8 protein-coding genes are annotated in these 12,086 nt (G+C 62.6%); 4 read left to right on the plus strand and 4 right to left on the minus strand.

Translation table 11 applies throughout. The features are described from left to right. Window positions 1–378: 378 nt before the first annotated feature. Complete coding sequence (gene parC, locus BLT09_RS07085) at window positions 379–2,631, minus strand: DNA topoisomerase IV subunit A (RefSeq protein WP_091591608.1); 2,253 nt, start codon at window positions 2,629–2,631, stop codon at window positions 379–381. A 249-nt stretch (window positions 2,632–2,880) separates the two neighbouring features. Between parC and BLT09_RS07090 the strand changes: the two genes are divergently transcribed. Beyond that, window positions 2,881–4,071 (plus strand): hypothetical protein, encoded by a 1,191-nt coding sequence (locus BLT09_RS07090; protein ID WP_091591610.1) that lies wholly within the window; start codon window positions 2,881–2,883, stop codon window positions 4,069–4,071. Window positions 4,072–4,320: 249 nt separating this feature from the next. Here BLT09_RS07090 and aspS read toward each other — a convergent pair whose 3' ends face one another. Then, window positions 4,321–6,111: an aspartate--tRNA ligase gene (gene aspS, locus BLT09_RS07095; RefSeq protein WP_167366367.1), complete on the minus strand. Its 1,791-nt coding sequence runs from the start codon at window positions 6,109–6,111 to the stop codon at window positions 4,321–4,323. Window positions 6,112–6,368: 257 nt separating this feature from the next. On the opposite strand from aspS, the gene BLT09_RS07100 reads away from it, so the two are divergent. From BLT09_RS07100 to rnd, 3 genes are all read left to right on the plus strand, one after another. Beyond that, window positions 6,369–6,872, plus strand: coding sequence for a DUF3280 domain-containing protein (locus tag BLT09_RS07100; RefSeq protein ID WP_091591613.1), 504 nt, complete (start codon window positions 6,369–6,371; stop codon window positions 6,870–6,872). Between the two features lie 161 nt (window positions 6,873–7,033). Beyond that, entirely contained in the window at window positions 7,034–8,278 is a 1,245-nt protein-coding gene (locus BLT09_RS07105; protein WP_023798438.1) for an MFS transporter, read from the plus strand. 97 nt (window positions 8,279–8,375) lie between these two features. Then, window positions 8,376–9,527, plus strand: a complete 1,152-nt coding sequence (rnd, locus tag BLT09_RS07110) for a ribonuclease D (RefSeq protein ID WP_091591615.1) — start codon at window positions 8,376–8,378, stop codon at window positions 9,525–9,527. A gap of 41 nt (window positions 9,528–9,568) precedes the next feature. Here the strand turns inward: rnd and BLT09_RS07115 are convergent, their stop codons facing one another. Together BLT09_RS07115 and guaB are read right to left on the minus strand one after the other, a co-directional pair. Then, window positions 9,569–10,108 carry a hypothetical protein gene (locus BLT09_RS07115; protein ID WP_167366353.1) on the minus strand — a complete coding sequence of 180 codons (540 nt, stop codon included), beginning with the start codon at window positions 10,106–10,108 and terminating at the stop codon, window positions 9,569–9,571. A gap of 25 nt (window positions 10,109–10,133) precedes the next feature. Beyond that, complete coding sequence (gene guaB / locus BLT09_RS07120) at window positions 10,134–11,636, minus strand: IMP dehydrogenase (protein ID WP_091591620.1); 1,503 nt, start codon at window positions 11,634–11,636, stop codon at window positions 10,134–10,136. Window positions 11,637–12,086: the final 450 nt, after the last annotated feature.

Genomic DNA, 12,086 nt, shown 5'->3' on the forward strand with positions numbered 1-12,086 from the left:
CAGTATGGTTAGCAGCAAGCTGCTTGCGCGGCCTAGAGTCGGCACGAACGTGAACGCTTCGTAGAAATATCGCGCTTGCCGCCCATGAGCAGTTTTTGCGATACCATTGGGCTTCATCGCAGGAGCCAATCTGAGAGCAGGTTCGCAGCGTGGCTGGCATGAGATGCTACAGGTCGCCGTCCGGCGGATCCGAACGGTGTAGATTAGCACGAAATTATGGAAGCCGGTATTGCATACATCACATGAGAACGACACTCGGTGCCCGCCCTTTGAATCACTCCAGGTCTTGGCAGAGTAAACCAGTTCCCGGCGGAGCGGTCCTCCTTGTCTGCCGGCGTACCATATTGGCCGGGAGCCCCTCGAAGGGAGATTGGCGACTTACCCGAATTTCCCCGTCCTCGGGAATCCCTTCGGCACCATGCGTCCAGCCGAGGCTCGGGCGCCGATCCATTCGACCAGCTCTTCACGTGATTTGGTGAAGGTGCGGTCTGCAGAATCCTGCCAGGAGAGACCGCTTGCGAGCGTGAAGGTCTTGAGGTCGAGGACGCCGCCATCCTTGTATTTCTGCAGGCGAACGCCCTTGCCGCGCCCCATCTCAGGGATTTCGGCGAGCGGGAAGACCAGCATCTTGCGGTTCTCGCCGACGATGGCGAGATGGTCGCCGGCGACCGGCATGCAGCGCTGGGCCTCGTCGGGCGCCTTGACGTTCATCACCTGCTTGCCCTTGCGGGTGTTGGCGACGACTTCCTCTTCCGGCACGACAAACCCGTTAGCGTCGTGCGACACCAGCAGCAGCTTGCGCTTGGGATCATGGACAAAGGCGGTGACGATGTCCTGGTCGTTGTCCATGTCGACGATGATGCGGATCGGTTCGCCATGGCCGCGCCCGCCCGGCAGCCGGTCGGCGCCGATCGTGTAGAACTTGCCGCCGGTGGTGAAAACCAGCACCTTATCGGTGGTCTGGGCGTGGAAGGCCAGCTTGAGGCTGTCGCCCTCCTTGAAGGTCAGCAACGAATGGTCGGTCAGATGACCTTTCATCGCCCTGAGCCAGCCCTTTTCCGAAACGACCACGGTGACCGGCTCGCGCTCGATCATGGCATGGGCGATGTCGGTCAGGTCATGTTCGGGTGCGTCGGCGAACTGGGTGCGGCGCTTGCCGAGCGCGGTTTCCGGTCCGAATTTCTCGCGGATGCTGGAGACCTCCCACTTGATCATCGACCACTGCCGGGCGTCGGACGCGAGCAGCGCCTCGATCTGCTTCTTCTCGGTGGTGAGACCGTCGAATTCCTTGCGGATCTCGAATTCCTCGAGCTTGCGCAGGGCACGCAGCCGCATGTTGAGGATGGCTTCGGCCTGGTTGTCGGTGAGCGACCAGCGCGCCATCATCACTTGCTTGGGCTCGTCCTCCTCGCGGATGATCCTGATCACCTCGTCGATGTTGAGATAGGCGATCAGATAGCCGGCGAGGATCTCCAGCCGCCTTTCGATCTCGCCGAGGCGATGCCTGGAGCGGCGGATCAGCACCTCGCGGCGGTGCTCCAGCCATTCCTTGAGCACGCCTTTCAGCGACAGCACGTTGGGTATCTTGCCGCGCGACAGGACGTTCATGTTGAGCGGAAAGCGGCTTTCGAGCTCGGTCAGCTTGAACAGCGATTCCATCAGGATGCCGGGATCGACCGAACGGCTCTTCGGCACCAGCACGACGCGGACGTCTTCGGCACTCTCGTCGCGGATGTCCTCGAGCAGCGGCAATTTGCGCGCCATCAGCAGCTCGGCGATCTTTTCGATCAGCCGCGCCTTCTGGACGCCATAGGGGATTTCGGTGACGACGATGCTCCAGGTGCCCCTGCCCTGGTCCTCCTGGCTCCATTTCGCCCTGACGCGGAAACCACCGCGACCGGTCTCGTAGGCTTCGAGGATCGAGGCGCGGCTGTCGACGATGATGCCGCCGGTCGGGAAATCCGGGCCTTGGACGAAATCCATCAACGTCGTCACCGGCGCATCGGGTTGCTCGATCAGATGCAGGGCGGCGTCGCAGAGCTCGGCGGCATTGTGCGGCGGGATCGAGGTCGCCATGCCGACGGCAATGCCGGACGAGCCGTTGGCGAGCAGGTTTGGGAAGGCGCCGGGCAGCACGACCGGCTCCTCGTCCTCCTCATTGTAGGTCGGCCGGTAGTCGACCGCATTTTCGGTGATGCCGGACAGCAGCTCGGTCGCCACGTCGGTCATGCGCGCTTCGGTGTAGCGCATGGCGGCAGCGTTATCGCCATCGATATTGCCGAAATTGCCCTGGCCGTCGACCAGGGGATAGCGCATCGAAAAATCCTGCGCCAGCCGCACCAGCGCGTCGTAGATCGACTGGTCGCCATGCGGATGGAACTTGCCCATCACCTCGCCGACGATGCGGGCGCATTTGGCGAAGCCCTGGTCGGGGTTGAGCCTGAGCAACCGCATGGCATGCATGATGCGGCGATGGACCGGCTTCAGCCCGTCGCGCACATCCGGCAGCGCCCGGTGCATGATGGTCGACAGCGCATAGGCGAGATAGCGCTCTTCCAGCGCTTTCTTCAGATCGACCGGCTCGATGTTGTCGCCACCGCCATCGCCAGGCGGCAAAAGCCTTTTTCCCATAGGTTGGGACTAGCCGAGCGGGTGATTCGCGGCAAGAGGCGCCTGAATGGGGCAGCCTCTTGCGCAATACGAACTGGATGCCAGCAACATCACTCGGTTACATCCCGCTTCTATGGCATGGATCGGATTTGCCTTTCGCCGTGGTTTTCGACCATTGTGCGGCGGAACGCCTTTTTCCCGTCCAGTTCGTCACGGAAGGGTGACGGCGCAACAAATTGAAAATCTTCAGCACACTCTCAGGGAACCGCGATGACGATCAGACGCTCGACACTCAACAAACTCGCTTTTTCGACCTTGCTGCTGACGCTGCCGCTGAATGCGGCCCTCGCGCAGGATGCGGCGGTCGCCGACCGGCTGAAGGCGGCTCTCGCCGCGCAGGGCGTCGACATCTCCTGGACCGGGGTGACGGGCGATGCCTCCAGCATGGTGCTGCAGGGCGTGGCCCTCAAACCGGCGGCCGAAAAGGAAGCGCTCAAGATCGGCGACATCAAGCTCGAAGGCGTGACCGAAGCCAATGGCAGTTATGAAATCGAAACCGTCTCGACTTCGGCATTCCAGCACAGCGAAAACGGCGTCACGCTCGACCTCAGCCCCTTCATCATCCACGACATGACGGTTCCGGCCGACGGCGCCACGGGCCCGCTCGGTTCAATGATGATGTATGAATCGGCCGAGCTCGACAACATGACGGTCAAGGTCGCCGACAAGACCGCCTTCTCGATGGACGGGCTCGCTATCGAAATCACCCCGCCAGCCGACGGCAAGGCGATGGCGTTTTCCGGCACCACGGAAAAGTTCAATGCCGACCTGACGCTGGTCGAGGACCCGAAGTCCAAAGACGTGATCAACGCGCTCGGCTACCAGAACATCACCGGAAACCTTGCCATGGAGGGCACCTGGCAGCCTGCGGACGGCAAGATGGAGCTGTCGAAATACGACATCTCCGTCGACAATGCCGGAACGCTCGGCATGACCTTCGGTTTCGGCGGCTACACGCTCGACGTCATCAAGTCGCTGCAGGAGATGCAGAAGAAGATGGCGGCGCAGCCCGAAGGCGCCGACAATTCGGCGCAAGGCATGGCCATGCTTGGCGTTTTGCAGCAGCTTTCGTTCAACAGCGCTTCGATCCGCTTTGACGACGATTCTCTGACCAACAAGGTGCTGGACTATGTCGGCAAGCAGCAAGGCATGTCCGGCAAGGACGTCGCCAACCAGGCCAAGGCGGTCGTGCCTTTCGGCATGGCGCAGCTCAACAATCCGGAATTGACGGCGCAGGTGTCGGCTGCGGTCGGCAAATATCTCGACGATCCGCAGAGCATTGAGATCCTGGCCGAGCCACCGGCAGCGGTGCCGTTCGCGCTGATCATGGCAGGCGCCATGTCCAACCCGGCGGACCTGACGAAGACGCTTGGCGTGACGGTCAAGGCGAACGAAGACTGATTGGGGCGGGGCGTCAGCGCCGCCCCTCATCCGCCTGCCGGCACCTTCTCCCCGTATAGTGACGGGGAGAAGGGAAATGGCCGCGACGTTGGCGCCATCTTGCAACGCTGGCAGTTGGCGAAATCATTTGTGACAGTGTCCTTCTCCCCGTCACTATACGGGGAGAAATGCCCTGCAAGGTAATGAGGGGGCAGCGCAAAGAGGGGGCAGCGCAAAACGACAGCGTTTAGAGTCGGTTGCGGGAGGCTTTTAACCCTCTTTCTTGGTCACGGCGACGCGCAGCGACAATTCGCGAAGCTGTTGCGGGCTGGCTTCCGACGGCGCGCTCATCAACAGATCATAGGCCTGCTGGTTCATCGGGAACATCGTCACTTCACGAAGGTTCCTGGCACCGACCAGCAGCATGACGACGCGGTCGATGCCGGCCGCCATGCCGCCATGCGGCGGTGCGCCGTACTGGAAGGCGCGGTAGAGGCCGCCGAAGCGCTCCTCGACCGTCTCGCGATTGAGCCCGACAGTCTCGAATGCCTTGACCATGGTTTCCGGCAGATGGTTGCGGATGCCGCCGCTAGCGATCTCGAAACCATTGCAGACCATGTCATACTGGAACGCTTTGATACCGAGCAAATCCTCGCCGTTGAGCGCATCGATGCCGCCCTGCGGCATCGAGAACGGGTTGTGGGCGAAATCGATCTTTTTCTCATCCTCGTTCCATTCGAAGAAGGGAAAGTCGACGATCCAGCATAGTTCGAAACGGTCGCGATCGACCAGGTTCAGCTCCTCGCCGGCGCGGGTGCGCGCCGCGCCCGCGAACGAGACGAACTTTTTCGGGTCGCCGGCGACGAAGAAGGCGGCGTCGCCATCGGCAAGCCCGAGTTGGAGGCGGATTGCCTCGGTGCGCTCCTCGCCGATGTTCTTGGCGAGCGGACCGGCGCCTTCGAGCTTCTCGCCCTCCTTGCGCCAGAAGATATAGCCGAGGCCCGGCTGGCCCTCGCCTTGCGCCCAGGAATTCATGCGGTCGCAGAAAGCGCGGGAACCACCGGTCCTGGCCGGAATGGCCCAGACCTCGGCCTTCGGGTCGTTGGCAAGGATGTTGGCGAACACCTTGAAGCCGGACTCGCGGAAATGTTCGGAGACTGCCTGCATCTCGATCGGGTTGCGCAGGTCCGGCTTGTCAGTGCCGTATTTGCGCATGGCGACGTCATAGGCGATGCGCGGAAACTCCTGCGTCACCGGCTTGCCGGCGGCAAAGGTCTCGAACACGCCCCGCATCACCGGCTCCATTGTCGCCAGAACGTCGTCCTGCTCGACGAAGCTCATCTCCAAATCGAGCTGGTAGAATTCACCCGGCAGCCGGTCGGCGCGCGGGTCCTCGTCGCGGAAGCAAGGCGCTATCTGGAAGTAACGGTCGAAGCCCGACACCATGATCAATTGCTTGTATATCTGCGGCGCCTGCGGCAGCGCGTAAAAGGTGCCGGGATGGATACGTGACGGCACCAGGAAATCACGCGCGCCTTCGGGCGACGAAGCGGTCAGGATCGGCGTCGAGAATTCGGTGAAGCCGACCTCGCCCATGCGCTTGCGCATCTCGGCGATGATCTTGGTGCGCGCCACGATGTTCTTGTGCAGCGTGTCGCGGCGCAAATCGAGGAAGCGGTATTTGAGACGGATGTCCTCGGGATAATCCGGCTCGCCGAACACCGGCAGCGGCAGTTCCTTGGCCGCCGACAGCACTTCGATCTCGCGCGCGAAAACCTCGATTTCGCCGGTCGGCAAATTGGCGTTCGCGGTCTCGGCCAAACGGGCCTTGACCTCGCCGTCGACGCGGACGACCCATTCGCCGCGCACGGTCTCGGCAATCCTGAAAGCCGGCGAATCCGGGTCGGCGACGATCTGCGTCAGGCCATAGTGGTCGCGCAAATCGATGAACAGCAGGCCGCCATGATCGCGTACGCGATGCACCCAGCCCGAAAGGCGAACGGAAGAGCCGACGTCGCTTTTCCTCAACTGGGCACAGGTATGGCTGCGGTAACGATGCATTGTCATGGGTAAGTCCGGATGTCTGATTGCGGCCAAGGCATGATGGCCCGGCCCGAAAATTTGCGCGAAAAGCACATGAGAGGCCGCCTTTGTCAAGGCAGGCGTCGCCCGGGCAGCATCTTGATTCGAACTTCGGCATTCGTCCGTGGCTGTGTGAAAACTCCGCACCACAGTCAAAGTGTAGAATTTCCTCCGCCTGATCGTGATCAGCGTGGCCGAGCCGTGTACAATGGCGTCACATTGGCGGGAGGACTACCATGCGCATTCGCACATTGACTGTCCTGGTGATGCTGCTTGTCGGCACCTGCGCATTTGCACACGCACAGACAAAGCCGATGTCCATCGAGGTGTTTCCTTTCGAATTGGAAGACAAGAGCGCTGGCGCAGGCATAATTCCGCCGGATGAACATGATAGGCGCTATCTGTCCGAGTCGGCACAAATGGCGAAGGACATGCTCTCCCAGTCAGGGCGTTTTACAGTGGTTGATGTGCCAGCCGGGGATGAGCAGGCGGTGGCGCCGCACGGATTGCGCAATTGCGGCGGCTGTGAAAGCAAGATCGCCAAAGAGCACGGCGCGTCTCTTGCCTTGCTGGGCGTCGTAACGCGCGTCAGCCGAACAGAGCATACGATGTTCATTCGCATCCTCGACGCTGAAACCGGGCAACCTGTTTCGCAGGGTTTTACCGACCTGCGCATGGGTGCGAATTACGCGTGGCCCCGTTCCGTGAAATGGCTGATGACAAACAGAATTCTTTGGTAGGGCGGCAAGCCACCCGAGTGCGCCATCGGCAGCGCGAAGGATTCCCAGCTAAAATCAAACTGAGACATTGATAGCCGGCACTGGCCTGCAAACCGCCGGCAATTGCCGCTGGCATTGGCGTGGGCGATGGTTCAAGAAGGATCAACGACAGGCCCTCCTTCATGTCCTCCATGCGCCCGCTGATCCCACTCCTTATTGCCGCCGGCATCCTGCTCGGCGGCAACGGCCTGCAGAGCACCTTGATCGCATTGCGCGGGGCGCAGGAGGGGTTTTCGGCCTCGACCATCGGCCTGATGGGGACGTTCTATTTCGCCGGCTTCCTGCTCGGCTGCCTCGCCGTCACCCACATCATGAAGGCCGTCGGCCATGTCCGCGCGTTTTCCGCGCTGGCGGCGATCGCTTCGGCCGGGACATTGCTTTTGGTGCTGGTCGTCGACCCGGTCATGTGGTGCGCGTTGCGTCTCGCCGGCGGCTTCTGCTTCGCCGGCCTGTTCACCATCATGGAAGCCTGGCTCAATTCCGGGGCCGCCAACAAGGACCGCGCGCGGGTGCTGGCCATCTACCGGATGGTCGACATCGGTTCGGTCACCGGCGCACAGTTCCTGATCCCGATCGTCGGCGCCGGCGGTTTCGCCATCTTCGCCGTCATGTCGATCATGATCACGCTCTCGCTGGTGCCGGTGTCGCTCGGCGATCGCTCCAACCCGACCCCGCCCGAAGACGTCAAGCTCGACCTCGCCCGCGTCTGGCGGATCTCGCCGCTCGGCTGCTTCGGCTGCATTGCCGTCGGCGTCACCAACAGCGCTTTTCGCACCTTGTCGCCGGTCTATGCCGAACAGATCGGCATGTCGGTCACCGACGTCGTCACCTTCGTCAGCGTCGGCATATTCGGCGGCGCCATCATCCAATATCCGCTCGGCTACCTGTCCGACCGCTGGGACCGGCGTTCGGTGCTGCTGATAACGACGTGCTGCGCGTTGCTGGCGTCGCTGGCACTGGTGTTCTGGGCGCGCAGCGACCCGTCCCTCAACTTCGTGATCGTCTTCATCTTCGGCTGCTTCGCCATGCCGCTCTATTCGTTGTCGGCGGCGCACTCGAACGACCGCGCCGACAAGGGCGAGTTCGTGCTGATCAACGCGGCGCTGATGCTGTTCTATTCCTTCGGCGCCATTGGCGGGCCGTTCGCCGCCTCGACGGCGATGCAGTATTTCGGGCCAAGCGCGCTGTTCGTGTTCACCGCCACCGTCTATGCCATCTTCGTCGTCGTCATCCTGTACCGGATGCAGGTGCGATCGGGCGTGCCGGCCGGCCATCGCAGCCGTTTCATCGGCCTTTTGCGCACATCGACGGTGTTCGCCCGGCTGGCCAAGCGCAACGATGATTCCGACGGGCCTGCCAGGCAATGATGACGGCCCGCCAGGTCTTGAAACCCGGACAGCGGCTTGACGAAAGCCCGCGCGGCTGAAATTGAAGGAGACCTTACACTTTGCCAAAAGCGATTTGATGCACGTCATCACCACCCAAAAAGAACTCGAGACCGCTCTCGCCACGTTCGAAAAGTCGGATTTCGTCACCGTCGACACCGAATTCATTCGCGAGACGACCTTTTGGCCGATTCTCTGCCTGATCCAGATGGCGGCGCCCGGGGTGACGGCGCTGATCGACCCGCTGTCACCCGATATCGACCTGAAGCCGTTCTTCAGGCTGATGGCCAACGAGGCGGTCGTCAAAGTCTTCCATGCGGCGCGCCAGGACATCGAAATCATCGTTCATCTCGGCGATCTGGTGCCGCATCCTGTGTTCGACACCCAGGTGGCGGCGATGGTTTGCGGCTTCGGCGACAGCGTCTCCTATGACCAGCTCGTCCAAAAAATCACCGGCGCTCGGCTCGACAAGTCCTCACGTTTCACCGACTGGCGCCACCGGCCGCTTTCCGAGAAACAGCTCGACTACGCGCTTGCCGACGTCACCCATCTGATCGAGGTCTACCAGCACCTCAGCGCCGAGCTGGTGCGGGAAAACCGCGCCCACTGGCTGAACGAGGAGATGGACGTGCTGACCGCCCGCGAAACCTACGATCCGCATCCGGAGGACGCCTGGAAGCGGCTGAAGATGCGGCTGCGCAAGCCGCAGGAGCTGGCGATCGTGCAAGCGGTGGCGGCATGGCGCGAGCGTGAGGCGCGCGAACGCGACGTGCCGCGCGGCCGGGTGCTCAAGGACGACGCCATCTATGAGGTGGCGCAGCAGGCGCCGCGCGATGCGGCAGCACTCGGCAAGCTGCGCACCACGCCGAAAGGCTGGGAACGCTCGGCGACGGCAACGGCGCTGCTTGGCGCGGTCAACAGCGCGCTTGCCTTGCCCAGGGAAGAGATGCCGAAGCTGCCGAAGAGTTTTCAGCCGCCCGAAGGCTCCAATGCCGCCGCGGAACTGCTGAAAGTGCTGTTGCGGATCGTCGCCGAAAAGGAGGGCGTCGCTTCGAAGGTGCTGGCCTCGAGCGACGACATCGACCGCATCGCCGCCGAGGGCGAGGACGCCGACGTGCCGGCCTTGCAAGGCTGGCGACGCGCCGTGTTCGGCGAGGCGGCGCTCAAACTGGTGCGCGGCGAACTCGCCATCAAGTTCGACAAGCGCAAGATCGCGCTGTTCGATTTGTAGCATTCGCCAGACCTTCTCCCCTTGTTGTGGGAGAAGCGCAGTCAGCGCTGTTTCTGAGCGGCCAGGTGGAAAACCGCGATGACGATCACCGGTATCGCCAGAAGCGCGAATTTGGTGACGATCAGCGCCGAGGCAAACGACAGCGAGTCCGGATTGGCCGACAGGAAATCGGAGAGCATGCGGGCCACCGCGATGTTCTGCGCATAATCGGCAAGCGTGTAGGGCAGCACCAGGACGAGCGCGAACAGCGACTGGAGCTGGGCGGACAGAGCCCGGAAGTTCTTCAGCCGCCGCCCGGCGGCAAGGATCAGGCTGACCAATGTCAGCGACAGCAGCGCCGGGAACAGCAGGTCGAAGGTCAGATAATGCCAGACCAGGATGATCTCGCTGCCGCGCCGGCCGAGTGCCGTCAGCCAGGCCATGCCCTCGTCCGGGGTGAACCCGGCAAAGCGCAAATCGAGCGACGGCAGGCCGCCGCTCAGCTGGCGGAAATAGAGGAACTCCATCGCCGTCATGGCGACGAAAACCGCCAAGCAGACAAAGCAAAGCGCGGCAGCGTGGCGCGACAGCCGCAGCATCATTGCCGTCAGGCTTCGTGCGATCTGGTTAGGCTCCGCCGGGGTAATTCGGGCTTTCGCGGGTGATCGTGACGTCATGGGCGTGGCTTTCACGAAGTCCGGCGTTGGATATGCGTACAAAGGTGGCGCGGTCGCGGAAATCGGCAAGGTCGCGCCCGCCGACATAACCCATAGCGGCTTTCAGGCCGCCGGCAAGCTGGTGCAGCACGCCGGACACAGGTCCTTTGTAAGGCACCTGGCCTTCGATGCCTTCCGGCACCAGTTTCAGCGTGTCGCGAACCTCGGCCTGGAAATAGCGGTCGGCGGAGCCACGCGCCATGGCGCCGACCGAGCCCATGCCGCGATAGGCTTTGAACGAGCGGCCCTGGTGCAGATAGACTTCGCCCGGGCTCTCGTCGGTGCCGGCCAGCAGCGACCCGATCATGGCGGCACTGGCGCCGGCGGCGAGCGCCTTGGCGAGATCGCCGGAATATTTGATGCCGCCATCGGCGATGACCGAGACGCCCGATTTCTGCGCTGTCTCGACTGCCGACATGATTGCCGAAAGCTGCGGCATGCCGACGCCGGCGACGATGCGGGTGGTGCAGATGGAACCCGGCCCGATGCCGACCTTGACGGCATCGGCGCCGGCATCGATCAGCGCCAGCGTGCCTTCTGAAGTGGCGACGTTGCCGGCCAGGATGCGAACCGAATTGGACAGTTTCTTGGCCCGCGTCACCGCATCGAGCACGCGTTGCGAGTGACCATGCGCGGTGTCGATCACCAAAAGGTCGACGCCGGCATCGATGAGCCGCTCGGCGCGCTCAAAACCGTCATCGCCGACGCTGGTGGCGGCCGCCGCGCGCAAGCGCCCCTGCACGTCCTTGGTGGCGTGCGGGTTGAGCTGCGACTTCTCGATGTCCTTGACGGTGATCAATCCGACGCAATTGCCGCCGCTATCGACCACGACCAGCTTTTCGATGCGGTGCTGGTGCAGGAGCCGCTTGGCCTCGTCCTGATCGACATTTTCCTTGACCGTGATCAGGTTCTCACGGGTCATCAGTTCGTAGACTTTCTGGCCCGGGTCGGAAGCGAAGCGCACGTCGCGGTTGGTCAGTATGCCGACCAGCCGTCCGACCGTGTGCCCGCCAGCGCCGCCATTCTCGACCACCGGAATGCCCGAGATGCTGTAGGTGCGCATCAGCCCCAGGGCGTCGGCGAGCGTCGCATCGGGGCCGATGGTGACGGGGTTCACCACCATGCCGGATTCGAATTTCTTGACTTGCCGCACCTGCTCGGCCTGCTCGGCCGGCGAGAAATTGCGGTGGATGACGCCGATGCCGCCGGCCTGGGCCATGGCAATGGCAAGACGCGCCTCGGTGACGGTATCCATGGCGGCGGACAGGATCGGCACGTTGAGGTCGATGTCGCCGGCAATGCGGGTGCGGATATCGGTTTCGCCGGGCATGACCTCGGAATGACCCGGCTGCAGCAGCACATCGTCAAAGGTCAGCGCCAATGCGCCCGTGGACGTTTCGATAATCTTTGCCATGGCCAGCCCTCGGAATGCATGAAAAGCGCTGGACCGGATGGACAGCGCCGACTCGTCTTCTTCCCTTTCAGGATTGGCGCTGGCTCGTAACACGTCCCGTCGCCGTTGAAAAGCCGATTGCTTGTGCACGACAGCGCTGCAAACTCAGCTTCATGCCTTTTGCGGTGACGGATGGCGACCGGCATTCACTGCTGCTCTGCTCTGATTGACTGTTGCCTGGGCAGGCCGGCGGGCAATCGCTTCAGGTTTGCGCCGCCCCTCACCTGCCTGCCTGCACCCTCTCCCCGTATAGTGACGGGGAGAGGGACGCCTTCGCAAAGGATTTCGCCAATCTCCAGCGTCGCAGAAAGAACGCCGAGGTTCCGGACAGCCCCTTCTCCCCGTCACTATACGGGGAGAAGTGCCCGGCAGGGCGGTGAGGGGCGGTGCCGACGTCGAGAATTGGCTGAT

Source organism: Mesorhizobium muleiense, assembly GCF_900099905.1.
GTDB classification, from domain to species: domain Bacteria; phylum Pseudomonadota; class Alphaproteobacteria; order Rhizobiales; family Rhizobiaceae; genus Mesorhizobium; species Mesorhizobium muleiense.

Excerpts from the sequence above, each read along its gene's own strand:
- parC (WP_091591608.1), bottom strand. The coding sequence starts at position 2,631 with ATGGGAAAAAGGCTTTTGCCGCCTGGCGATGGCGGTGGCGACAACATC.
- BLT09_RS07090 (WP_091591610.1), top strand. The coding sequence starts at position 2,881 with ATGACGATCAGACGCTCGACACTCAACAAACTCGCTTTTTCGACCTTG.
- aspS (WP_167366367.1), bottom strand. The coding sequence starts at position 6,111 with ATGCATCGTTACCGCAGCCATACCTGTGCCCAGTTGAGGAAAAGCGAC.
- BLT09_RS07100 (WP_091591613.1), top strand. The coding sequence starts at position 6,369 with ATGCGCATTCGCACATTGACTGTCCTGGTGATGCTGCTTGTCGGCACC.
- BLT09_RS07105 (WP_023798438.1), top strand. The coding sequence starts at position 7,034 with ATGTCCTCCATGCGCCCGCTGATCCCACTCCTTATTGCCGCCGGCATC.
- rnd (WP_091591615.1), top strand. The coding sequence starts at position 8,376 with ATGCACGTCATCACCACCCAAAAAGAACTCGAGACCGCTCTCGCCACG.
- BLT09_RS07115 (WP_167366353.1), bottom strand. The coding sequence starts at position 10,108 with ATGATGCTGCGGCTGTCGCGCCACGCTGCCGCGCTTTGCTTTGTCTGC.
- guaB (WP_091591620.1), bottom strand. The coding sequence starts at position 11,636 with ATGGCAAAGATTATCGAAACGTCCACGGGCGCATTGGCGCTGACCTTT.